The organism is Mycetocola sp. Y442, assembly GCF_056898615.1.
In genome coordinates this window covers 659,521-681,810 of record NZ_JBXHBV010000002.1, presented here as the reverse complement: position 1 = coordinate 681,810, position 22,290 = coordinate 659,521, and the positions used below count along the sequence as shown (strand labels likewise).

At 66.1% G+C, this 22,290-nt stretch carries 22 protein-coding genes; 9 read left to right on the top strand and 13 right to left on the bottom strand.

Going from position 1 to position 22,290, the window contains the following annotated elements; translation table 11 throughout:
* Positions 1-4: 4 nt before the first annotated feature.
* Positions 5-1,138, bottom strand: a complete 1,134-nt coding sequence (locus tag AC1X6S_RS09770; protein ID WP_483405557.1) for a 5-(carboxyamino)imidazole ribonucleotide synthase — start codon at positions 1,136-1,138, stop codon at positions 5-7.
* A gap of 151 nt (positions 1,139-1,289) precedes the next feature.
* On the opposite strand from AC1X6S_RS09770, the gene AC1X6S_RS09765 reads away from it, so the two are divergent.
* Entirely contained in the window at positions 1,290-1,814 is a 525-nt protein-coding gene (locus AC1X6S_RS09765) for a GtrA family protein (protein ID WP_483405556.1), read from the top strand.
* On the opposite strand, the gene AC1X6S_RS09760 is transcribed toward AC1X6S_RS09765, so the two are convergent.
* On the bottom strand, positions 1,775-2,326 hold the full coding sequence (locus tag AC1X6S_RS09760; protein ID WP_483405555.1) for a PH domain-containing protein: 552 nt from the start codon (positions 2,324-2,326) through the stop codon (positions 1,775-1,777). The genes AC1X6S_RS09765 and AC1X6S_RS09760 overlap by 40 nt on opposite strands.
* Positions 2,327-2,412: 86 nt before the next feature.
* Entirely contained in the window at positions 2,413-3,231 is an 819-nt protein-coding gene (locus AC1X6S_RS09755; RefSeq protein WP_483405554.1) for a biotin--[acetyl-CoA-carboxylase] ligase, read from the bottom strand.
* A 145-nt stretch (positions 3,232-3,376) separates the two neighbouring features.
* Between AC1X6S_RS09755 and AC1X6S_RS09750 the strand changes: the two genes are divergently transcribed.
* Both AC1X6S_RS09750 and AC1X6S_RS09745 read left to right on the top strand, forming a co-directional pair.
* On the top strand, positions 3,377-4,948 hold the full coding sequence (locus AC1X6S_RS09750; RefSeq protein WP_483405894.1) for an acyl-CoA carboxylase subunit beta: 1,572 nt from the start codon (positions 3,377-3,379) through the stop codon (positions 4,946-4,948).
* Positions 4,945-5,226 carry an acyl-CoA carboxylase subunit epsilon gene (locus AC1X6S_RS09745; RefSeq protein ID WP_483405553.1) on the top strand — a complete coding sequence of 94 codons (282 nt, stop codon included), beginning with the start codon at positions 4,945-4,947 and terminating at the stop codon, positions 5,224-5,226. Before AC1X6S_RS09750 ends, AC1X6S_RS09745 begins: the two co-directional genes overlap by 4 nt.
* A gap of 271 nt (positions 5,227-5,497) precedes the next feature.
* On the opposite strand, the gene AC1X6S_RS09740 is transcribed toward AC1X6S_RS09745, so the two are convergent.
* The 4 genes from AC1X6S_RS09740 to AC1X6S_RS09725 are packed head-to-tail and all read right to left on the bottom strand — an operon-like array spanning position 5,498 to position 9,788.
* Positions 5,498-6,511 (bottom strand): Ig-like domain-containing protein, encoded by a 1,014-nt coding sequence (locus AC1X6S_RS09740; protein ID WP_483405552.1) that lies wholly within the window; start codon positions 6,509-6,511, stop codon positions 5,498-5,500.
* On the bottom strand, positions 6,508-7,833 hold the full coding sequence (locus tag AC1X6S_RS09735) for a sensor histidine kinase (protein ID WP_483405551.1): 1,326 nt from the start codon (positions 7,831-7,833) through the stop codon (positions 6,508-6,510). Before AC1X6S_RS09735 ends, AC1X6S_RS09740 begins: the two co-directional genes overlap by 4 nt.
* Positions 7,823-8,470: a response regulator transcription factor gene (locus AC1X6S_RS09730; RefSeq protein WP_483405550.1), complete on the bottom strand. Its 648-nt coding sequence runs from the start codon at positions 8,468-8,470 to the stop codon at positions 7,823-7,825. Before AC1X6S_RS09730 ends, AC1X6S_RS09735 begins: the two co-directional genes overlap by 11 nt.
* Before the next feature lie 46 nt (positions 8,471-8,516).
* On the bottom strand, positions 8,517-9,788 hold the full coding sequence (locus AC1X6S_RS09725; RefSeq protein WP_483405549.1) for a class I SAM-dependent RNA methyltransferase: 1,272 nt from the start codon (positions 9,786-9,788) through the stop codon (positions 8,517-8,519).
* 77 nt (positions 9,789-9,865) lie between these two features.
* Between AC1X6S_RS09725 and AC1X6S_RS09720 the strand changes: the two genes are divergently transcribed.
* Complete coding sequence (locus AC1X6S_RS09720) at positions 9,866-10,504, top strand: Maf family protein (RefSeq protein ID WP_483405893.1); 639 nt, start codon at positions 9,866-9,868, stop codon at positions 10,502-10,504.
* Positions 10,505-10,637: 133 nt separating this feature from the next.
* A complete protein-coding gene (locus AC1X6S_RS09715; protein ID WP_483405548.1) occupies positions 10,638-12,404 on the top strand; it encodes an acetyl/propionyl/methylcrotonyl-CoA carboxylase subunit alpha in 1,767 nt (588 codons plus the stop codon).
* Between the two features lie 110 nt (positions 12,405-12,514).
* Here the strand turns inward: AC1X6S_RS09715 and AC1X6S_RS09710 are convergent, their stop codons facing one another.
* On the bottom strand, positions 12,515-13,951 hold the full coding sequence (locus AC1X6S_RS09710; RefSeq protein WP_483405547.1) for an NAD(P)H-quinone dehydrogenase: 1,437 nt from the start codon (positions 13,949-13,951) through the stop codon (positions 12,515-12,517).
* A 156-nt stretch (positions 13,952-14,107) separates the two neighbouring features.
* On the opposite strand from AC1X6S_RS09710, the gene AC1X6S_RS09705 reads away from it, so the two are divergent.
* Positions 14,108-14,938: a purine-nucleoside phosphorylase gene (locus AC1X6S_RS09705; RefSeq protein WP_483405546.1), complete on the top strand. Its 831-nt coding sequence runs from the start codon at positions 14,108-14,110 to the stop codon at positions 14,936-14,938.
* Positions 14,938-16,647, top strand: a complete 1,710-nt coding sequence (locus AC1X6S_RS09700) for a phospho-sugar mutase (RefSeq protein ID WP_483405545.1) — start codon at positions 14,938-14,940, stop codon at positions 16,645-16,647. Before AC1X6S_RS09705 ends, AC1X6S_RS09700 begins: the two co-directional genes overlap by 1 nt.
* 26 nt (positions 16,648-16,673) lie before the next feature.
* Here the strand turns inward: AC1X6S_RS09700 and AC1X6S_RS09695 are convergent, their stop codons facing one another.
* The 3 genes from AC1X6S_RS09695 to AC1X6S_RS09685 all read right to left on the bottom strand — a co-directional run bounded on the left by AC1X6S_RS09695 (position 16,674) and on the right by AC1X6S_RS09685 (position 18,631).
* Positions 16,674-16,946: a PTS sugar transporter subunit IIB gene (locus AC1X6S_RS09695; RefSeq protein WP_483405544.1), complete on the bottom strand. Its 273-nt coding sequence runs from the start codon at positions 16,944-16,946 to the stop codon at positions 16,674-16,676.
* Positions 16,943-17,401 (bottom strand): PTS sugar transporter subunit IIA, encoded by a 459-nt coding sequence (locus AC1X6S_RS09690; protein WP_483405543.1) that lies wholly within the window; start codon positions 17,399-17,401, stop codon positions 16,943-16,945. Before AC1X6S_RS09690 ends, AC1X6S_RS09695 begins: the two co-directional genes overlap by 4 nt.
* A gap of 108 nt (positions 17,402-17,509) precedes the next feature.
* Entirely contained in the window at positions 17,510-18,631 is a 1,122-nt protein-coding gene (locus AC1X6S_RS09685; RefSeq protein WP_483405542.1) for an adenosine deaminase, read from the bottom strand.
* A gap of 96 nt (positions 18,632-18,727) precedes the next feature.
* Between AC1X6S_RS09685 and uriH the strand changes: the two genes are divergently transcribed.
* Together uriH and AC1X6S_RS09675 are read left to right on the top strand one after the other, a co-directional pair.
* Positions 18,728-19,672, top strand: a complete 945-nt coding sequence (uriH, locus tag AC1X6S_RS09680; RefSeq protein WP_483405541.1) for a uridine-preferring nucleoside hydrolase UriH — start codon at positions 18,728-18,730, stop codon at positions 19,670-19,672.
* Positions 19,673-19,766: 94 nt separating this feature from the next.
* Positions 19,767-20,543, top strand: a complete 777-nt coding sequence (locus AC1X6S_RS09675; RefSeq protein ID WP_483405540.1) for an HAD-IIB family hydrolase — start codon at positions 19,767-19,769, stop codon at positions 20,541-20,543.
* A 33-nt stretch (positions 20,544-20,576) separates the two neighbouring features.
* Here AC1X6S_RS09675 and AC1X6S_RS09670 read toward each other — a convergent pair whose 3' ends face one another.
* Complete coding sequence (locus tag AC1X6S_RS09670; RefSeq protein ID WP_483405539.1) at positions 20,577-21,878, bottom strand: thymidine phosphorylase; 1,302 nt, start codon at positions 21,876-21,878, stop codon at positions 20,577-20,579.
* Complete coding sequence (locus tag AC1X6S_RS09665; RefSeq protein ID WP_483405538.1) at positions 21,871-22,290, bottom strand: cytidine deaminase; 420 nt, start codon at positions 22,288-22,290, stop codon at positions 21,871-21,873. The genes AC1X6S_RS09670 and AC1X6S_RS09665 overlap by 8 nt, the downstream gene beginning before the upstream one ends.

The following is a 22,290-nucleotide window of genomic DNA, read 5'->3' as shown; positions in this document are numbered from 1 at the left end:
TTTGTCAGTCCTGAAAAAACGCCGCTGCGGCACGCGCCTGGTAGACAACGTCATCAAGGTCGTCGCCTCCCGCGTTGACGTGCCCGACTTTGCGGCCGGGCCTCGGCTCCTTGCCGTAGTTGTGGAATTTCACCGTTGGATGGATCTCCATGGCATCTGCATAACGATCGGCCAGTGTCCCGACACTCGGACCGCCGAGAATATTGACCATCACGGTGTGCGGGTCGCGACAGCCCGTGGCCCCGAGCGGCAGATCGAGCACAGCGCGGAGGTGCTGCTCGAACTGGCTCGTCGTCGAGCCGTCCTGGGTCCAGTGCCCCGAGTTGTGCGGGCGCATGGCGAGTTCGTTGACCAGCAGCCTGTCATCCGTCGTCTCGAACAGTTCGACGGCGAAGACCCCGGTGACTCCGAGACCGGATGCCACGTCGCCCGCGATCTGCGCGGCAACGTCAGCGACGCGGCCGGCCGACGCGGGGGCCGGGGCGATCACTTCGGCGCAGACACCGTCGCGCTGCACCGATTCCACGACGGGCCAGAAGACGATGTCACCGGACGGCCTGCGGGCAGCGAGCTGAGCGAGTTCGCGTCGGAATTCGACGAGCTCTTCGACGAGCAAGCCGTCATCCGATCCGCTTTCCGCGACGGCAGCGAACCAGTCGGTCGCCTCGTGAGCGGCGGACACGACACGGACACCTTTGCCGTCATAGCCGCCGCGCGGCGTCTTGAGTACCGCCCGCCCGCCGTTCTCGTCGAGGAAGCGTTGAAGCTCGTCCTCCGTCGTCACCCGCGCCCAGATCGGCACCGGGAGCCCAAGCTCGGTGAGCTTCTCACGCATCAGCAGCTTGTCCTGGGCGTAGAGCAACGCGTCGGGCCCCGGATGCACCGACACCCCTCTGTCGATGAGCTGCCGCAGAATCTTCTGCGGGACGTGTTCGTGGTCGAAAGTAACGACATCGACATCGTCGGCAAACCGCAGAACAGTCTCAGCGTCCCGGTAGTCGCCGATCTGCGTCGCCGCGAGCTGGGCTGCCATTCCCTCGGTTTCGGCAAGCACCCGGATGTCGATACCGAGGTTCACCGCTGGCGGGACCATCATGCGGGCAAGCTGCCCGCCACCAATTACGCCAACACGGACCACGGGTCATCTCCAACGAACGGAACAGGATCGGAACAGGATTGGAACTTCAGCGGGCGGGACCTCCTGGCGGTTCCCTCTCACCGGTCGCATAAACTGCCTACGCGAACCCATCTTCGCGCATCGACGAGCCACCACCCAACCCGAGGTTCCCATGAGTTCAGCCGCACCCGGTCGTTTCCGCGGCCTGTTCGTGCAGCTGGCACAATTTGGCCTGGTCGGTGCAACCGGACTTCTCGTCGACCTCACCGTCTTCAACGCCTTGCGGCTGACCGTGCTCTCGCCTGACGTGGTCCATACAGGGCCGCTTCTGGCGAAGATCATCTCGACGATTCTCGCGATCGCGGCCAACTGGATCGGAAACCGCTACTGGACCTTCCGAACGCACCGCCAGGACTCGACCGTCCGCGAGGGCGTCGAGTTCTTCGCCGTGAGCCTCGCCGGTATGGCGATCGGCCTCGGCTGCCTGTGGTTCTCCCACTACGTCCTGGGATTTACCTCGGTACTCGCAGACAACATAGCGGCGAACGTCGTTGGCCTCGCCCTCGGCGCAATCTTCCGGTTCACGCTCTATCGTTACTGGGTGTTCGCACCGAGCCGGCGCACATCCGCCCGCACTCGAACGACGGATGCCGTCGGTCAGAACGCCGTTGTGACGGTTCCCACCGAACCGGCGTGAGGCGAGAGCACGACCTGGTTCTTTTCGACCAGGTCCTGCAGCGCCTCGAGCACTGCGTCTGCGCCGGGGACGTCGCGGAGCACGATCGGCTTCTCCACCCCCGAGGTGATGACGATGTCGCCCGAGCGGAACGCGCTCTGCAACCAGCTGCGCTTGAGCGCGACGTGATAACCACGGCTGTGGAAAATCTCCCTGCGCTCACGGATGAAGAAGCCCCGGCGCACGATGATGCGGCGCGTGGTGATCGTGCTGCGGCGGTTGAGCCAGAACACGTAAGGGAGCAGGACCAGGACAGCGAAGACGAGAACGGCGAGGATGACGATGAGCGTGCGGATCCAGGCTTCGGGAAAGGCCGCGAACAGGAAGACCGTCCCGCCGGGAAGGGCGATGAAGACGAGCGCTGACCAGAACAGCGCCCGGGCATTCGACCGCAACCGGGCGACAACGCGCTCGGTGGGAACGCTCGCGCGTCCGGCGTCAGTGCCGGGCAGGGCGCGCGTCTCATCGGTCATGTTCTATTCCTATCATTCCGCGTGAGCGGTGAAAGACAGCACCGCCGCGACCGGAAGTATCACCCCGCCCCGTTCGCGGCACACCGTCAGCCGGGCGCTTGTGTGCGCAGGTGCGTGACGTCTCCCGCTGCGATCGGCGTGACATCTGGTGAGCCGTCCACCTGAACCACGATGCGCCCCGAACTGTCGATGCCTCGCGCTATGCCGGTAAGGACGTTTCCACCGGGCAATTCCACTCGCACACGCTCACCGAGAGTCGAGCAGGATTCCGTCACCGCTTTCTGCAGGCCGCTCGCCGCGGCATCCCCCCGGGAATCCAGGAAATTCTCGACGAGCGAGCGGAGCTCGGTGAGGTAGTCGGCCAGGATCCGGTCGGGGTCGGGGTCAGGCACTCCCTCGACGGCAAGCGATGTCGCTGTTGGAACCGGCAGGTCCTCATCGGAGATCGTCAGGTTGACCCCTGCACCGATCACGACAGCCCCGGTCTCGGCATCGACGAGCTCGGAGAGCACGCCCGAAATCTTGCTCGAATCGACGAGGATGTCATTCGGCCACTTGATCGTCGCCGTCCCCAGCGATCCGAGAGCGTTGTTCACGGCGCGGGCCATCGCGAGTCCGGCGGCGAGCGGCAGCCAGCCGACCGAGTCAAGCGGGAACGTCGGGCCGGGCCGAACGAGCACGGAGATGGCGAGCGATGCCCCGGCGGGCGCCGTCCACTGACGCCCGAGGCGGCCGCGGCCCGCTGTCTGGTTGTCCGTCACGACGACAGAGAAGCTCGGCCAGACAGCGGCGCCCTCTCGTGCTCTCGCGACGAGTTCGTCGTTCGTCGATGTACTTGTTTCGAGCACGTCGAGTCGTGAAGCGACGGCAGATGCGAGCGGAAACCGGGCCGAAGTGTTCGTCATGCGTTTCAGGGTACGCGGCGTCCGCGAACAAGACGACAGCGGCGGCTCTGTAGATAATCACCAACGGTAGGGCGCTATCCCTGCACACTAGAGTGAAAGAGTGACCGAAGACGCAGCAAAGTTCGACGATTCCGACGCCCCAGACATGTACACAACGGCCGGCAAGCTGGCCGACCTCAAGCGCCGCTACCACGAAGCAGTGACGGCATCCGGTGAGGCCGCGATCGCCAAGCAACACGCCAAGGGCAAGATGACCGCCAGGGAGCGGATCACCGAGCTCCTCGACCAGGGCAGCTTCGTCGAGCTCGACGAGTTCGTCCGTCACCGCACCCACGCCTTCGGGATGGAGAAGTCCCGGCCGTACGGTGACGCCGTCGTCACGGGGACAGGCACCATCCACGGGCGCCAGGTGGCGGTCTACTCGCAGGACTTCACAATCTTCGGCGGCTCGCTCGGCGAGGTCGCCGGCGAGAAGATCATCAAGATCATGGACCACGCGATCAAGACCGGCGTACCGATCATCGGCATGCTCGACTCCGGCGGAGCCCGGATCCAGGAGGGCGTCGTCGCCCTCGGCAAGTACGGTGAGATCTTCCGGCGCAACACAGCGGCATCCGGTGTCATCCCGCAGATTTCGATCATCATGGGGCCTGCCGCCGGTGGCGCCGTCTACTCCCCCGCGCTCACCGACTTCGTGATCATGGTCGACAAGACAAGCCAGATGTTCGTTACGGGACCCGATGTCATCAAGACGGTGACCGGCGAAGATGTCGGCATGGAAGACCTCGGCGGTGCGCTCACGCACAACACGCGGTCGGGCGTCGCCCACTACCTCGCGAGCGACGAGTCAGATGCCCTCGACTACGCCAGAACCCTCGTCGGCTTCCTGCCGGACAACAACCTCGCGGAACTTCCCGAGTACGAGAGCGAGGTCGAGCTCGAGACTACGGATGCCGACCGCAAGCTGAATACCGTCATCCCCGATTCCCCCAACCAGCCGTATGACGTGAAGACCGTCATCGAGCATGTCGTCGACTCCGGCGATTTCCTCGAGGTCCAGCCGTTGTTCGCACCGAACATCGTCATCGGATTTGCACGGGTCGAGGGGCGCACCGTCGGCATCATCGCCAACCAGCCCAATGCGATGGCCGGCACCCTCAACATCGAGGCCGGCGAGAAGGCGGCACGGTTCGTCCGCTTCTGCGACGCATTCAGCATCCCGATCCTCACCCTCGTCGACGTTCCTGGCTACCTGCCGGGAACCGACCAGGAGTGGACCGGCGTCATCCGCCGCGGCGCGAAACTGCTCTACGCATATGCCGAGGCGACCGTTCCGCTCGTCACCGTCATTCTGCGCAAGGCGTACGGCGGCGCGTACATCGTCATGGGTTCGAAGCAGCTCGGTGCCGACATCAACCTCGCCTGGCCGACAGCGGAGATCGCCGTGATGGGCGGCCAGGGCGCCGTCAATATCCTCTACCGCGGTGAGATCAAGCGGGCCGAAGCTGCGGGTGAAGACGTCGCTGCCGTGCGCACCAGGCTCGCGAACGAGTACACCTACAACGTTGCGAGCCCCTTCCTCGCTGCCGAACGCGGCGAACTCGACGGGGTCATCGAGCCGGCGGCAACGCGAGTCGCCGTCATCAAGGCCCTGCGCTCGCTCAAGGGCAAGCGGGCAAGCCTGCCGCCCAAGAAGCACGGGAACATCCCGCTGTGACCGGCGAGAGCACCCGCGCGGGTCGCCGTGATCGGGCGGCACGCGATTCCAGCGCGTTCTCGACCGATGTCGGCACGGAAATCGGACTCAGCGTGCGCGTCGAGCGCGGGTCACCGACGCCGAGCGAGATCGCGGCGGTGACCGCGGTGCTGAGCGCTGCTGTTGTGGAAGAACTCGCGAAGGCACCAGAACAGGCCGCGACGCAGTCTGACTGGCAGCTCTCGCAGCGTTCGATGCAGGACGAGCGCTCGTTCCGTCCGGGCAGGCACGTCAGGTAGCCTGCCGCTCGCCCGGCGTGTCCCCCAAAGAGCCGACTGGTGGAGGCATCCGAAGCATTGCAGAATGAATAACGCAGGTGTCTCTCCATTCTTGAGAGTTACACCACCAGATAGGTCGCCGAACTAGGGTATTGGCGGGTATTTGGGGGCGGGTCAGGTCGCTATTCGGGTTAGCGCCCTGACCCGGGGCTTCAGAAGGGCCGGCTCGGAAGAGTCGGCCCTTCTTCTGTTAACGCTGCGTGTTCTGTTACCGCTGCGCTGCCGGATGCCGTCAGTCTGCGTCGGCGGGCACCGATCGAGGAATCTCGAGGAAGAGCCTGACTGAATCGCCCGGCTCAGCGGGGTCTGTCGACGGCCCGAGCGCGACGAGGGTTACAGCAACGCCGGTGTCAGCGGGAGCCGTGCGGATGATCATCCGTGTCGCGTCGGTCGCGTCGATCGCATCCGCCACTCGATTGAGGATCGCGTCGAGTTCAGCCTCGGGGAGGTCGTCGATCGTGCCCTCGTCGAGCACAGAGACCGTCATCCCCCGGCGGCGTGCCGCCAGCACACTCTCGCGAACCCGTGAGTTCAACAGCCTGCGGCCGCGGATCTCGTCCCTGAGCCCCGCTTCGAGCACCCGGCTCTCCATCCGCTGCTCCTCGCTCAGCTCACCGCCGGAGAGGATGATCTCCCGCAGCATCGGAAGCGCGCGTACAGCGGTCTGCTCGAGCCGCCGTCGCCGTTCGCCCTGGTGTGCATCCTGCGCCGCCTGCCACTTGGCCGACTCGCGCTCTGCGACCGCCAGGTTCTCGGCGTCACGTGACACCTTCACGAGTGACCTGGTGAGCACGCTCGCGACGATCACCCACATGATGCTCCCGGTGACGCCGATCTCGACGCTCGTACCGATACCGCACCACAGCACGGACTGGACGGTGAGGAAGAGCACGCCGATCCAGCCAATGAGTTCCTGCCGCCGCACAACCGCGATCGTCATGAGCGTTCCGATGGCGGCGACGTGCCAGGTCGCATAGCCGTTGTTGACCTGCGGGTTGAGCTCGCTCGTCACGAGCAGCGGCACGCTCACCGCGGTGGCGAGGTCCAGCGCGGCCAGCCAGCCTGGCATGGCCGTCGGGCTCGTCGGCCACAGGCTCAGGACGGTCGCCACGAGATAGAGAACCATGGCTGCGATGCTCGGCCAGGGTGACTCTGCCTGGCCCAGGGTCATCAGGCCTCGCACGACGTGGTAGAGCGAGAAGGCCGCCGCGAGCGCGAGCATCACCCAGCGGTTCAGCCGAATCATGCGCGCACGCCTTCCGCCGCGCGGGCTGCGACCGGCGTCCAGCGGATGCTGATGGTCGTCCCCTTGCCCGGGGTGGAGTCGAGTTCGACAGAGCCACCGACGGCTACCACACGTTCGATGATCGAGACGCGCAGGCCGAGCCGGTTCGGCTCGATGGCGAGCCGGTCAAAGCCGACCCCGTCATCGGAGATATCGATAGCGACACCGTCCGCGTCGCACACGGTGACGAGGATGCGCCTGTGCACCTCAACCTCAGCGTCCGGAACCCCGCCAGCGGCGTGCTGGGCACTGTTGGCCATCGCCTGGGTTGCAGCGAGGTACAGGTTCTGGGCAACGGGATACGGAATGGCGAGGTCGGTGGCCGGGTCGAGAATGACCTCAAAATTCGTGTCCAGGGCACCAGCGTATGCCTCGAGGCCACTGACCAGGCTGCGCAGCGAGGCTGTCTCCGCAACGTCTGAGAGTGGGTCGTCGAGGGTCGCGAGCCGCTTGATCGCATCACTGGCCATCGACACAGCGAGGGACGCCTCCTCGGGGCGCCGCGCCCGGTCTGCGGCCTGGAGCGACGCCAGGACCGTATCGTGCACAAGCGCGTCGACCTGGATGCGCTCGAGCTCCGTGGCGTGCTGCCGCACCGCGTCGTCGTAGCGTGCGAATGCTGCGGCGCGTGCCTCGTCGACGCGCCGCGCTGCATGGCGGAAGGTCATGATGAGGGCGAAGATGACGAGTCCGATCATCGAACCGTACAGGGCGTTCTGCAGCGCGATCTCGCCGCGGATCATCTGCCCCGAGCTGTCGATCACACCGGTGATGCCGTACACCGCTGGAGTCACCACGATGTACGCAACCGCGAGAACCGGCCGAAAGGCCTGGGCGGCCGCACCGCACGCGATGGCGCAGAGGTACCACGTCCATGGCTCAGCGGGGCTCGACGCGCTGGCCCCGTCGGTGGCAACGGGCCAGTACGCCAGCGCGGCCAGGTAGAGCAGGGCGAACGCCGTGTTGGCGACGCGCTGGAGCCTCGGGCTGAACCACAGCAGAATGACGATGCCGAGTGTGCCGAAAAGCACACCGATGTACACGCCGCCGAGGATACCGGGCACCACCACGCCGGCGCCGAGCGCGATGCTCAGCGTCTGCGCGCCAAAGACCAGCCCGATAACGCTGATCGACGTTGCAATGAGCTTTTCAATCCGGACGAGGCTGAACCGCGAATCGGTGATCGTCCGGTTGAGCGTGCTGCGGTCGAGGCCGTCGAGCACGGCACCGCGCGGGACCGGCGAGAAGAGCGGTCCAGGCCTGCTCGCTGGCTCAGTTGTCATCGCCGGTGTTGAGTTCGGGCAGGATCCCGTCTTCGACGGCCCTGCGCAGGAGGTCGACCTTCGTCGGGGCCGGTCGACCGATCTCCACGTACTTGCCGCGGATCCGGTCGAGGTATTCCTTCACCGTAGACTGCGCAATCCCGAGCTGAACCGCGACGTCCTTCATGGGCAAACCGGACGCGTACAGGTGCAGCACGTCCCGTTCGCGACGACCGAGCTGCGCCCGCGAGAAGTCACCGTCGGCGTCAATGGCGCTGGCCCACTCCAGGTTGTTGAGTGCCTCACCGCTCGCGACGGTTTCGATAGCCGCGACAACGGCATCCGTCGGCGCGGATTTCGGGATGACGCCTGCCGCCCCAGCGGCGAGCGCCTCACGAACCGATGCGACACGGTCCGCGATCGAGTGGATGAGCACCGCGGATCCGGAGCCGTGCACCGCGCGAACGTTGTCGGTGATGTTGCTGCCGTCACCGAGGTTCAGGTCGAGCACGACGACGTCGCACGGGACGCCGTTTGACTGCTCGAGGAACTCCCCGACGCTCGAGGCGCTGTGCACGACAGTATGACCGGCCGACTCGCACACGGCGCGGAGGCCCATCCGGACCGACTCATGATCGTCAATAACGGCTATGCGCAACGGAGGTGCCAATCCTAGGAGGTAACGGAAAACCAGTGGGTCGAGCTTAGTCCCGCGTGAGCAGCGCGACCGACTCGATGTGGTGAGTGTGCGGGAAGAGGTCGAACGCCCGGAGCGAGGCGAGCGAGTACCCCTCGGCGGCAAGCAATCCGATATCGCGGGCGAGGGCGACCGGGTCGCACGCGACGTACACCAGCTGGGCAGGACGGAGTTCGGCGAGGCTCGCAACGACCTCCTTGCCCGCACCGGAGCGTGGCGGGTCGAGTACGACGGTTGCGGCTTCGAGCCGTGAGCGGTCAGCGGCGCTGGAGTTGGCGACGAGACCACGCAGGTACGCATCGACGCGCGCCGTGATGCTCTGGGCCCCGATCCAGTCCGAGAGGTTCTCGGACGCGTGATCGGTTGCCCGTGCAGATGACTCCACACTGGTGATCCTCGTGGTGCTGCCGAATTTGTCACCGATCGCCGCTGCGAGCAGGCCGACGCCACCGTAGAGGTCGAGGTTGGCGGCACGCGGGTCGAAGAGCGCCTCGTCGACCGTCGACTGCACGACGTCGGTGAGCAGCTGGGCCGCCGACCGGTGCACCTGCCAGAATCCGCCCTCGTCGAGGACGAATTCACGGTCGCCGACGCGTTCGACGATGGTCTGCTCACGCCGGTTCGCGGGGTTCACACCCTTCTTCGCTGGCTCGCGGACCACGACCCGCGCGGTCCCGGTGCTGCTCGGGGCGATGATGTCGACCGACTCGGCACCTCGGAACTGCTGGTCGAGGGGGGCGGCGGATGCCACGGCGTCGATGGCGAGAGGGAGGTCGCCGACGGGAATCACCCGGTGGCTGCGCGCGGCATAAGGGCCGACAGTGCCGTCCGCGTCGACGTGGAGGCTGACCCGGGTGCGCCAGGCAAGACCCTCGCGCTCGTCATCACCGGGAGCCGCCTCGACCTGGACGTCGCTCTCGACGCCGGCAAAGCGCTGGAGCGAGTCGGTCAGCACCTGGCGCTTGAGTTCACGCTGGTGAGAAAGCTCGATGTGGCCGAATTCGGCTCCACCGGCACGGTCAGCGGGGTCGACGTCGATCGACGACGACGCCCAGACGTGCGCCTGCCGGTGCGGCGATGCTTCGAGCACCTCAACGGTTTCCGCGCGCCAGAAGCTTTTCTTCGAACTCTCGGTGATCCGGGCACGTACCCGCTCGCCCGGCAGGGTATCGGCGACAAAGACCACCCGGCCCTCCAGCCGGGCCACGAACACACCGCCGTGGGCTACGTTTGTTATCTCAAGCTCGACATCTGCTGGGTTGTTCGACTGCGCATTCACTTATGAATCGTCCCATGGATGAGCACACCCCGCACACTCGCGCGACAGCCGCCCACCCCGAAACCGCAGGAGTCGCCGTGCAGTTATACCTCGCTTCCACCTCTCCGGCCCGGCTGATGCTGCTCAGGCAGAGCGGTATCGAACCGGTGATCGTGCCGTCGGACGTCGATGAAGACGCCGCGGTGGCCGCCGCGTCCCGACAGGGTGCGCTGTCTCCCGAGGACACGGTTCAACTCCTCGCCAGGGCCAAGGCCGAGGCAGTTGCCGCGCTCAACCCCGAGTTCGACGGCCTCATCCTCGGCGGAGACTCAGTCTTCGTCGTCAATGACGTCATCTACGGCAAACCTCACACACCCGAGGTTGCACTCGAGCGGTGGCGCAACCAGCGCGGGGCGACAGGGCGGCTGCACTCGGGACACTGGCTGATCGAACAGCGCCCTGGTGCCGAACCGCGCGGTGTCGGAGCCGTTGCGCACGCGGATGTCACGTTCGCCTCCGACATCACCGACGAGGAGCTCGAGGCGTACATCGCCACCGGAGAACCGCTCTTCGTCGCCGGCGCGTTCACGATCGACAGCCTCGGCGCCGCGTTCATCGATCGCATCTCCGGCGATCCCTCGACGGTCGTCGGCCTCTCACTGCCCACTCTGCGACGTCTGGTGCGTGAACTCGGCCTCGACTGGACGTCGCTGTGGAACCGAAGCGGCGCGCTGTAGGCATCCGCCGGTCACGACATCCGCGGACCTTTGTAGGAATCCCTGCTTTTGTAGGCATCGCCAGTGCTTCTCGGTGCATTTTTGTGTGCACCAACCAAATCACCTGGGCGGTTCGCACTTAGGCTAGGGAACTGTGTCGCGTATTACGAAGGTTCTCATTGCCAACAGGGGCGAAATCGCCGTTCGAGTGATTCGCGCAGCGCGCGACAGCGGAATCGGCTCGGTGGCGGTGTACGCCGACCAGGACCGCGACGCCCTCCACGTCACTCTCGCCGATGAGGCATACGCCCTCGACGGCACGACGAGCGCGGAAACCTACCTCGTCATCGAGAAGATCCTGTCGATCGCGCGCCGCTCGGGCGCCGACGCGATCCACCCCGGGTACGGCTTCCTCGCCGAGAACGCAGACTTCGCCCGCGCGGTGATCGGTGCGGGTATCACCTGGATCGGTCCGTCACCCGAGGCCATCGAGCAGCTCGGCGACAAGGTATCGGCTCGGCACGTCGCCCAGAAGGTCGGTGCCCCGCTCGCGCCGGGCACACTCAACCCGGTCTCCGGCGCAGACGAGGTGCTCGCGTTCGTCGAAGAGCACGGCCTCCCTGTCGCGATCAAGGCCGCGTTCGGCGGCGGCGGTCGCGGACTCAAGGTCGCCCGCGAACTCTCCGAGGTGGCCGAGGCCTTCGACTCGGCGACCCGTGAGGCGATCTCCGCGTTCGGCAGGGGCGAGTGCTTCGTCGAGAAATACCTCGACCAGCCGCGCCACGTCGAGACCCAGTGCCTCGCAGATGTCGACGGCAACGTCGTCGTCGTTTCGACCCGTGACTGCTCACTGCAGCGCAGGCACCAGAAGCTCGTCGAGGAAGCACCTGCCCCGTTCCTGAGCGATGAGCAGAACGACCTGCTCTACTCGGCATCGAAGGCCATCCTCAAGGAGGTCGGCTACGTCGGAGCGGGAACCTGCGAGTTCCTCATCGGCAAGGACGGCACTGTGTCGTTCCTCGAGGTGAACACCCGACTTCAGGTCGAGCACCCCGTCTCCGAGGAGATCACGGGCATCGACCTCGTCCGCGAGCAGTTCCGTCTGGCGGAGGGCGGCATCCTCGACTACGACGACCCCCAGCCGCTCGGGCACTCGATCGAGTTCCGCATCAACGGTGAAGACCCCGGTCGCGGGTTCCTCCCCCAGCCGGGCCCCATCCACGTCTTCAAGACCTTCGGCGGCCCCGGCATCCGCCTCGACTCAGGCGTCACGGCCGGAGACGAGATCTCGGGCGCGTTCGACTCGCTCCTCGGCAAGATCATCGTCACGGGCAAGGACCGCACCGAGGCGCTTGAGCGGTCACGCCGTGCGCTTGACGAGTTCGAGGTCTCCGGGCTGCCGACAGTCATCCCGTTCCACCGGAAGATCGTCCGCGACCCCGCGTTCACCGCGGAGGACGGCACCTTCGGCGTGTACACCCGCTGGATCGAGACCGAGTTCGTCAACGACATCGAGCCATGGAACGGCGAACTCGACGCCTCACGCCCGTCGGCCACGCGCCACAACGTCGTCGTCGAGGTCGAGGGCAAGCGCATCGAGGTGAGCCTGCCCACGAGTCTCATCCCCGCTTCGGGAACCAGCCGTCGGCTCACCAGCGCCCCCCGCCGCAACTCCGGTGCCGGCACCGTGAGCTCCGCGACCGGAGACTCGGTCGCATCACCGATGCAGGCAACGATCATCAAGCTGGCGGTCGAAGCCGGGCAGCGCGTCGTGAAGGGCGACCTCGTCGTCGTCCTCGAGGCGATGAAGATGGAGCAGCCCATCACCGCCCACAAGGATGGGACGATCGGCGACATCAGTGCGGCCGTCGGCACGACGGTCTCGAGCGGCCACCAGCTCCTCACGATCTCCGACGCGTAGGTTCATTCCGCGGAGCCCTTCGGCAGGACGATGAAAACGGATGCCGTCACGCACCTCGTGCGTGACGGCATCCGTCTGCCGAGACCTGCTGGGCTTGTGACCGGGACGTCCTAGTGGACGATGTGCATCGCCTTCGCTGCGTCGGTGATGCTTCCGGACAGCGACGGGTACACGGCGAACGCACGCGCGATCTCATCGACGTTGAGCCTGTGCTCCACGGCGATGGCGAGCGGGAAGATCAGCTCGCTCGCGTTCGGCGCAACGATAACGCCGCCGATGACCGTGCCACTCCCGGTGCGCGCGAACAGCTTGACGAAGCCGTCCTTGATGCCCTGCATCTTCGCGCGCGGGTTCCGTGACAGCGGCAGTTTGTAGATCTCGCCCTGGGCGAGGCCCTCTTCGATCTGCCTCTGGGTCCAGCCGACCGTGGCGATCTCGGGCTGGGTGAAGATGTTCGCGGCGACGTTGCGCAGCTCGGTGGGGTTCACCGCGTCACCCATGGCGTGGAAGATCGCCGCGCGGCCCTGCATGGAAGCGACGGATGCCAGCGGCATGAAGTTGGTGCAGTCACCGGCAGCGTAGATGTTCGGAACGCTCGTTCGGGCGACCCGGTTGACCCGGATGTAGCCGGCCTCGTTCATTTGCACGCCGGCCTCTTCGAGACCGATGCCCGCCGTATTGGGGATGGCGCCGACGGCCATGAGGCAGTGGCTTCCCTCGACGGTGCGCCCGTCGGAGAGGGTCGCGACCACACCGTTCTCGGTTCGGACGACACTCTCCGCCCGAGACTTGTTGAGCACCGTCATTCCGTTGCGCTTGAACACCTTCTCGATCACGGCGGCCGCATCGACATCTTCACCAGGGAGCACCTGGTCACGGCTCGAGATAAGGGTGACTTCGGAGCCGAGCGCCCGGTATGCCGACGCGAACTCGGCGCCGGTGACCCCTGAGCCGACAACGATGAGGTGCTCGGGGGACGCCTTGAGATTGTAGAGCTGGGTCCAGCTGAGGATGCGCTCACCGTCCGGCATCGCCGACGGCAACTGGCGGGGGCTTCCGCCGACGGAGACGACGATGGTGTCGGCTTCGATCCGGTCGAAGTCGGTGCCGCGGCCGCCGCCCTCCGTCGAGACGATGATGGCGTCGCGACCGTCGAGTCGGCCGTCACCCTGCACGATGCGCACGCCGGCCTGCTCAAGGTTGGCGCGCATGTCTTCCGACTGCTGGCGGGAGAGGCTCAACAGGCGCTTGTTCACCGCAGCGAGGTTCACGGTCACCTCGGGCTTCACAGCCTTGCCGGCGTCGTTTCTGCTGAAGAACTGCACGCCGAGGTCGCTCGCGCTGCGGACGGCGTTGGTCGCCTCTGCGGTCGCGATGAGGCTCTTCGATGGCACGACGTCGGTGATCACCGCTGCGCCGCCGACGCCCGTGCGCTCAATCAGTGTGACGTCTGCGCCAAGCTGGGCTCCGGCCATTGCGGCGTCGTACCCGCCTGGCCCTCCTCCGAGTACAGCGATCCGTTGTTTGCGCTCGAACTCGTAGGTCATTGCTCCATTCTCTCAGGTGAGAGGGGCCAGCCAAAACCTGCACGGCGCCGCGCGGCGGACGCGGCGGAGTTCCTCCGGTCGCTGCTCATCCGCGCGGCGACGAGCGGCACCCTTCGGATGCGGGACGGCGCAGGCCGCGGCGAATAGGATGGCGGAATGTCAGAATTCTTGAACCCGCTCGACGACCCGAGCGCGAACCCCTTCGACGTCGCCGCAACGGCCGCCGCGGAAATCGCCGTAGCGACAGGCGTCCCCCAGCACGACATCGCCCTGACCCTCGGCTCCGGCTGGGGCAGGGCCGCTGACCTGCTCGGCGAGACGGTGGCGACCATCCCCGCCGACGAGATCACCGGCTTCTCAAAGCCGGCGCTCGACGGCCACGTCGGCACGCTCCGCTCAATCCTGCTCGAGAACGGGAAACGCGCCCTCGTCATCGGCGCACGCACCCATTACTACGAGGGCCACGGCGTTCGCCGGGTCGTGCACAGCGTCCGCACCGCAGCGGCGACCGGCGTGACCACCATGATCCTCACCAACGGCGCCGGTGGCATCAAGGAGACCTGGACGCCGGGCACCCCCGTACTGATCAGCGACCACATCAACCTCACGGCCGACTCGCCGCTCGAGGGTGCGACCTTCGTCGACCTCACCGACCTGTACTCCTCGGGTCTCCGCGACCTGGCACGCACCATCGACGCCGACCTCGATGAGGGCGTCTACTGCCAGTTCCGCGGCCCGCACTACGAGACCCCGGCTGAGGTCCAGATGGCGAAGGCGATCGGCGGCCACATCGTCGGTATGTCGACCGCCCTCGAGGCAATCGCCGCTCGCCAGGTCGGCCTTGAAATTCTCGGCATGTCGCTCATCACCAACCTCGCGGCAGGCATCCAGAAGACTCCGCTCAGCCACGAAGAGGTCATCGAGGCCGGCCGCAACGCCGAGACCCGTATCTCGGGCCTCCTCGCCAGGATCGTGGCGGCGATCTGATGGCCGACATCCAGACGACGGATGCCGCTGGCGCACAGAACGAGGACGTCTTCCGGTCCGCGCGCGCCTGGCTCCAACAGGACCCCGACCCCGAGACCCGCGCCGAGCTCGAGGCACTGCTCGACGCGGCCGACGCGGGCTCTGCCGAGGCGATCGCCGACCTGCACAGCCGGTTCGACACGAGGCTCGCCTTCGGTACCGCTGGGCTCCGCGGCCGGATCGAGGCCGGTTCCGCCCGGATGAACCGCGTCCTCGTCTCGCAGGCCGCCGCCGGCCTCGCCGCGTTCCTCCTCGAGCGCGAGTCACAGCCGAGCATCGTGATCGGCTACGACGGACGCAAGAATTCAGCGGTCTTCGCTCGCGACACCGCCGAAATCATGGCGGGCGCTGGCGTTCGTGCCGTTCTTCTTCCGCGGCTTCTGCCCACCCCAGTCCTCGCCTTCGCCGTTCGGCACCTGGATGTGTCGGCCGGTGTCATGGTCACGGCAAGCCACAACCCGCCGGCAGACAACGGCTACAAGGTCTACCTCGGCCGGGACAACGACGGATCCCAGATCGTCTCGCCGACCGACGCCGAGATCGCAGCCCACATCACTCGTGTCGCGGCGGAACAGAACGTGCTCGAACTGCCTCGCAGCGACTCATTCGAAACCGGTGGCGAGGATCTGCTCGACGCTTATGTCGACGCAACGGCGCGGGTCATGACAACCCCGCCGGTCGACCTCGCCGTTGTCTACACTGCGATGCACGGCGTCGGCTGGGAGACGTTCTCCCGGGTCGCCGACAAGGCGGGGCTGGCACCCGCGATTCCCGTCGCCGAGCAGCAGTTCCCCGACGCTGCGTTCCCCACGGTCTCGTTCCCCAACCCGGAGGAACCCGGCGCGCTCGACCTCGCATACGCCAAAGCCCGCGAGGTCGGTGCTGAACTCATTGTCGCCAACGACCCCGACGCCGACCGACTCTCGATCGCGATCCCCGACGGCTCGCGGGAAGAGGGGTACCGCCAGCTCTCGGGGAACGAGGTCGGCTGGCTGCTCGGCTGGCGTGCCGCACGGCAGAACGCTGCCACAGGAACGAACGATGGCGCACTGGCCTGCTCGATCGTCTCCTCCCCCGCCCTCGGTGTCGTTGCCCGCGAGTACGGGCTCGAGTTCTCTGAGACCCTTACCGGCTTCAAGTGGGTGTCTCGCGTGCCCAACCTCATCTTTGGTTACGAGGAAGCCCTGGGGTACCTCGTCAACCCGGAAACGGTCCGCGACAAGGACGGCATCTCCGCCGCGATCGATTTCCTGGCGCTGGCGAGCGAGGCGAAGGCTGCGGGTGGAACCATCGCGGGCATGCTCGACGACTTCGCCGAGAAGTTCGGTTACTTCGCGAGCGACCAGCTATCGCTGCGAGTCACCGACCTCGCGGACATCTCGAAGATCATGGCCTACCTCAGGGCAGAACCGCTCCAGCAACTCGGCGGCGTGAAGGTGGACGAGATCGACGACCTGATCACGGGCTTCGGCCGGCTGCCCGCGACAGACGCGCTCAGGTTCGTGCTCGCCGACGGGTCACGGGTGATGGCCAGGCCGAGCGGCACCGAACCGAAGATCAAGTTCTACCTGGACGTGAAACGTCCGAACTCGAAGCGGTCAGAGGCATCCGGCGTCCTCGCCGCGATCAAGGCAGATCTGGCCGAGGTCGCCAGCCGCGCCACGGCCTGAGAACGGGCGCTGCTCGACAGGGCGCTCTAACCGAGCGCCTTGTCGAGCTTCTGCTCGAGCTCCTCGAGATCGAAGTAGTTCTCGATGACCACGATGTCGGCGAAGGTCTTGCCGATGTGCTCGACCAGTTCCGGCGACGTGAGGATCACCTGCGCCGTCGCTGCTGACGTCGCGATGCTCGCAATATCGGATGCCGTGACATCCGCATCGATGCCGAGTCGCTCGAGAACCCGCTCAGCGTTGACTTTCAGGATGCCGGACGTTCCGACGCCGGCTCCACAGATCGCGACAATTTTCATGCGGCTTCCTCCTGGGTGGCTCCGAGGACCGCGCGCACGGCGTCTGGCGTGGTTGCGGCGGCGACGGCGGGAATCGCCGCCGCGTCGTTGAAGACGTTGGCGAGCGCTGCGACGCTCGTCACGTGGCTTTCCGGAGTTGTCACGGCAAGGCCGAGGATGACGTTCACCGGATCGTTGTGTGGGTGCCCGAAAGCGACGGGCTCAGCGAGGGTGACAACGGCGATGCCCTCACGGCGAACGTCGTCGCCCGGCCGTGCATGCGCGAGCGCGAGGCCAGGCGCGATGACGATGTATGCCCCGAACTCCTCGATCACATCGATCATGCGGTCGGTGTAGCCGGGTGTGGTGACCCCGCTCTTCACGAGGGCATCGCCGGCGAGACGGATGGCCTCGCGCCAGTCGCGGGCGACCCGGCCGAGTTCGACCGCTGAGTCAGGCAGAGGGGGCAGTGTCATCGTTGGCTCGTTCGTTCGCGGTGAAAGTCGATCGGAATCGATCTCAGGCTACCCGCACAACCTGAACGTGGAGGTTTCAGGTTCGTTTCCGGTGTGTCAGATCTTCATTCAGCCGCGTGCGGCGTCGAATCCGGCTGCGATGACCTCGGCGAGTTCCTCTCGGTCTTCCAGCGGGAGGAAGGCCGCAGATGCGGCGTTCTGCTGGAACACTTCGAGGTCATCGAGGTCGTACGCGAAGGCATCCGCCAGGAGACCCATCTCGCGGGTGAGGCTGGTGCCGCTCATTGTGCGGTTGTCGACGTTGATCGTGTTCTTGAAACCGAGCTGGTAGAGCAGGTCGAACGGGTGGTCGACGAGGTCGGTCCCCCACTGGGCGATCGCCCCGGTCTGGAGGTTGGACGACGGGCTGAGCTCGAGCGCGATCTCACGGTCCTTGACCCACTGGGCGACAGGTCCGAGCGAGACGTAGATGCCGTCATCGTCGCTCCGCTCGACGGTGACATCCTCGGCGAGTCGGACGCCGTGTCCGAGCCGGAGCGCCCGGCCATCGAAGAGTGCGCTGTTGATGGAGTCGATCCCGTCGGCTTCGCCGGCGTGGACCGTGACGGGCATGTGCTCGGTTGCGAGGTAATCGAAGGCGAGCCGGTGGCGGCTGGCCGGGAATCCCGCCTCTGCGCCGGCGATGTCGAACCCGACAACCCCACGGTCGCGGTGGCGGACGGCGAGTTCGGCGATTTCGAGGGACCGGTCAGCGTGACGCATGGCGGTGATGAGCTGGCCGACGAGGATGCTGCTTCCGGCCCGCTCGGCGTCATCGATGGCCTGTTCGATCCCGTCCTGCACCGCTTCGACGGTTTCGTCGAGGGAGAGACCGCGGCCGAGGTGCTGCTCGGGTGCCCAGCGGATCTCGCCGTAGACCACGCCGTCGAGAACGAGGTCCTCCACGAACTCGCGAGCGATGCGGGTGAGCCCCTCCTTCGTCTGCATGACGGCTGTGGAGAGGTCGAACGTCTTCAGGTAGTCGACGAGGTTGCCGGCGTCGCACTGGGTGAGGAACCAGTCAGCGAGCCTCTCGGGGTCGGACTCGGGAACGTCGTAGCCGATGGCATCCGCGAGTTCGATGATCGTCTGAGGGCGCACGCCTCCGTCGAGGTGATCGTGGAGCGAGACCTTCGGGAGGCTCGCGATGTCGATGCCGCGGGGCAGCTGGTACTCGTTCGCTGAATTCACTCGCCAAGACTACCGCGCACGCGGGTCAGGCACACGGTCCGTCCGGCTCCCGAATTGTACGAGTGCCGCCCGGTGCACCCCGCCTAGGCTGGGAGGATGCCGACCAAGATCATCCTGGACTGTGATCCCGGCCACGACGACGCGATCGCACTGATGCTGGCCCACGGGAATCCCGAGATCGACCTCGTGGCGGTCACGACCGTTGCGGGCAACCAGACGCTCGAGAAGGTCACCCGCAATGCGTTGTCCGTCGCTCGCGTGGCCGGAATCACCGGGGTGCCGTTCGCGGCGGGATGCTCACACCCGCTCGTGCGCCCGGTTCAGACGGCCCAGGCGATCCACGGCGAGTCCGGCCTTGACGGTCCCCGACTGCCGGAACCCGAGCTCACACTCGATCCGCGGCACGCCGTCGACCTCATTATCGACACGGTGATGGCGCTGGAGCCTGGCACAGTAACGCTGGTTCCGACCGGGGCACTCACCAACATCGCGATGGCTGCCCGGAAGGAACCGCGGATCGTCGGCAGGGTCAGGGAGGTCGTGCTCATGGGAGGCGGCGTCGGGACAGGCAACTGGTCAGCAACCGCGGAGTTCAATATCGGCATCGACCCTGAGGCCGCCCACATCGTCTTTCACCAGAGCTGGCCGCTGACGATGGTCGGCCTCAACCTCACCCACCAGGCTCTCGCAACAGACGCTGTCTCCCGGAGAATCGCCGACGTCGGCACCGCGCCGGCCCGGTTCGTCGGTGAGCTCATCGAGTTCTTCCGCCAGACCTATCGCGAGGTGCAGGGGTTCGACGCTCCCCCGGTCCACGATCCGTGCGCCGTTGCCTTCGTCATCGACCCCAGCGTCATGACCGTACTGAGGGTGCCTCTCGACGTTGAATTGACGGGGACACTCACCCTCGGGATGACGGTCGCCGACGTCAGGGCGCCTGCCCCCACTGACTGCACGACACAGGCAGCGATGGACCTCGACACGGCGAAGTTCTGGGACCTGATCGTGGACGCCCTCGAGCGCATCGGCGATCCGGCGTAGCGGGTTCGGGGTGATGCCGCGGGGTTCTTGCTAGTCTTAGCGGGACTGGCCCTGATTTCGGGGCATTTTTTCTGTGTAGAAGGACTCTCGGCCCATGACAAAGACGACGCTGGTTGCATTCGACCTCGATGACACCCTCGCTCCATCGAAGTCCCCGATGGATCCCCGCATGTCCCAACTGCTCAGCGAACTGCTCGAGGTCGTCGAGGTGTGCATCATCTCCGGCGGACAGTTCTCGCAGTTCAAGATGCAGGCCATCGACAACCTTCCCGACCCGAGCTCGAGCCACCTCGAGCGGCTGCACCTGATGCCTACCTGCGGGACCCAGTACTACCGCAAGGATGGCGAACTGTGGAAGCAGATCTACGCCGAGAACCTCACCGAAGATGAGAAGTCTCGCGCACTGGCGGCCGTTGAAACCCGCGCCAGGGAACTCGGCTACTGGGAAAGCGACACCTGGGGTCCGATCCTCGAGGACCGAGGCTCACAGATCACCTTCTCCGCCCTGGGCCAGGCAGCACCCGTCGCGGCCAAGCAGGCCTGGGACCCCACTGGCGAGAAGAAGAACAGGCTCAGGGAAGCGGTTCAGCAGGACCTGCCGGACCTCGAGGTTCGTTCGGGCGGTTCGACCTCCGTCGACATCACCCGGCAGGGAATCGACAAGGCGTACGGCATGAAGAAACTTGCAGAGCTCACCGGCATCCCCCTCGACGACATGCTGTTCATCGGTGACCGGCTCGACGAGAACGGCAACGACTACCCGGTCAAGGCACTCGGCGTCCGCACCCACGCTGTCGAGGACTGGGAAGAGACCGCCGCGTACGTCGAGAACCTCATCCCCGAGCTCCGCGCGCAGGCCGCGCACCGCTAGAACCCTCGCGACGCGCGCTGGCACGCGCCCGGATCACTCGATCCTGGCGCGTACCAGCGGTTCCGGCGTAAACGCGGTCGTCGGCGCCGCCAGCTCGAACGCACCCTCGAGCGCTTCGAGCGCCCGCGGGAACCGGCCGGCGTCATCGGCTGAGAGGGTGAACAGCGGATCACCCGCGCGCACAACGTCACCGGGCTTGGCGTGCAGGTCGATGCCCGAGGCGTGCAGCACCGGGTCCTGGGCACGAGCACGGCCTGCCCCGAGACGCCACGCGGCAATCCCGAACGGCAGCGCGTCCTGGCGGATCAGGATGCCGTCGGCTTCGGCCGTCACCGTGTGCGTCTCACGTGCAACCGGCAGCGCGGCATCCGGGTCGCCGCCCTGGGCGATGATCGACCGGCGCCAGGTGTCCATCGCGCGACCGTCCTTGAGCGCCTCCTCGACGTCGGCATCGGGCTGGCCGGCGAGCGTGAGCATTTCGCGAGCGAGCGCGACAGTGAGCTCGACGATGTCGGCCGGACCGCCGCCCGCAAGCACCTCAACAGATTCGCGCACCTCGTTGGCGTTTCCGATCGCGAGCCCCAGCGGCACGCTCATGTTGGTGAGCAGGGCAGAGGTCTTCACGCCGGCGTCCTGGCCGAGCGACACCATGGTGCGGGCGAGCTCCTCCGCCTTGTCGTAGTCCTGCATGAACGCGCCTGAGCCGAACTTCACGTCGAGGACGAGGGCGCTTGTCCCCTCGGCGATCTTTTTCGACATGATGCTCGACGCGATGAGCGGGATCGCCTCAACGGTGCCCGTGATGTCCCTCAGCGCGTAGAGCCGCTTGTCTGCGGGAGCGAGTCCCTTGCCTGCGGCGCAGATCACGCCTCCGACATCGCGGAGGATGCTGAACATCTCCTCGTTCGAGAGGTCTGCGCGCCAGCCGGGGATCGACTCGAGCTTGTCGAGCGTCCCACCCGTGTGGCCGAGACCGCGCCCGGAGAGCTGTGGAACCGCGACGCCGAATGACGCAACGAGCGGCATGAGGGGAAGCGTGATCTTGTCGCCGACCCCGCCGGTGGAGTGCTTATCGACGGTGGTCTTGCCAAGGCCGGAGAAGTCCATGGTCTCGCCAGACGCGATCATCGCGAGGGTAAGGTCACGGATCTCGCGGCGGCTCATCCCGTTGAGCAGGATCGCCATCGCCAGCGCGGCCATCTGTTCGTTACCGACGTACTCACGCGTGTAGGCGTCGATCAGCCAGTTGATCTCATCCGTCGACAGTTCACCCTTGTCACGCTTGGTGCGGATGAGGTCGACAGCGTCGAATGCTTCGAGTGGTGCTTCAGTCATTGCGCGTTTCTCCCGCGTACTCGTTCAGTGTGCGCGGGCCGAAGGCGTCAGGCAGTACTTCATCAATGGTTCGGATGCCGGAAACGGTTTCGAGGAGCATCCCTGGAACAGCGTGCTCGAAGAGCAACTGGCGGCAGCGGCCACACGGCATCAGGGTGTTCCCCTCGCCGTCGACGCACGTGAACGCGACGAGCTGGCCGCCACCGGTGAGGTGCAGCATCGAGACGAGTGCGCACTCGGCACAGAGGGTGAGGCCGTAGCTGGCGTTCTCGACGTTGCACCCGGTGACGACACGACCGTCAGTGACAATCGCGGCGACGCCGACCGGGAACTTCGAGTACGGGACGTACGCACGGGTCATGGCATCCGTCGCAGCTTCGCGCAACGCACCCCAGTCAATTGAATCTGTCAC

Bases quoted from the DNA above. Each gene is read 5' to 3' on its own strand.
- AC1X6S_RS09765 (WP_483405556.1), top strand. From the start codon at position 1,290: ATGAGTTCAGCCGCACCCGGTCGTTTCCGCGGCCTGTTCGTGCAGCTG.
- AC1X6S_RS09760 (WP_483405555.1), bottom strand. From the start codon at position 2,326: ATGACCGATGAGACGCGCGCCCTGCCCGGCACTGACGCCGGACGCGCG.
- AC1X6S_RS09755 (WP_483405554.1), bottom strand. From the start codon at position 3,231: ATGACGAACACTTCGGCCCGGTTTCCGCTCGCATCTGCCGTCGCTTCA.
- AC1X6S_RS09750 (WP_483405894.1), top strand. From the start codon at position 3,377: ATGTACACAACGGCCGGCAAGCTGGCCGACCTCAAGCGCCGCTACCAC.
- AC1X6S_RS09740 (WP_483405552.1), bottom strand. From the start codon at position 6,511: ATGATTCGGCTGAACCGCTGGGTGATGCTCGCGCTCGCGGCGGCCTTC.
- AC1X6S_RS09735 (WP_483405551.1), bottom strand. From the start codon at position 7,833: ATGACAACTGAGCCAGCGAGCAGGCCTGGACCGCTCTTCTCGCCGGTC.
- AC1X6S_RS09710 (WP_483405547.1), bottom strand. From the start codon at position 13,951: ATGACCTACGAGTTCGAGCGCAAACAACGGATCGCTGTACTCGGAGGA.
- AC1X6S_RS09705 (WP_483405546.1), top strand. From the start codon at position 14,108: ATGTCAGAATTCTTGAACCCGCTCGACGACCCGAGCGCGAACCCCTTC.
- AC1X6S_RS09700 (WP_483405545.1), top strand. From the start codon at position 14,938: ATGGCCGACATCCAGACGACGGATGCCGCTGGCGCACAGAACGAGGAC.
- AC1X6S_RS09695 (WP_483405544.1), bottom strand. From the start codon at position 16,946: ATGAAAATTGTCGCGATCTGTGGAGCCGGCGTCGGAACGTCCGGCATC.
- AC1X6S_RS09690 (WP_483405543.1), bottom strand. From the start codon at position 17,401: ATGACACTGCCCCCTCTGCCTGACTCAGCGGTCGAACTCGGCCGGGTC.
- uriH (WP_483405541.1), top strand. From the start codon at position 18,728: ATGCCGACCAAGATCATCCTGGACTGTGATCCCGGCCACGACGACGCG.
- AC1X6S_RS09675 (WP_483405540.1), top strand. From the start codon at position 19,767: ATGACAAAGACGACGCTGGTTGCATTCGACCTCGATGACACCCTCGCT.
- AC1X6S_RS09670 (WP_483405539.1), bottom strand. From the start codon at position 21,878: ATGACTGAAGCACCACTCGAAGCATTCGACGCTGTCGACCTCATCCGC.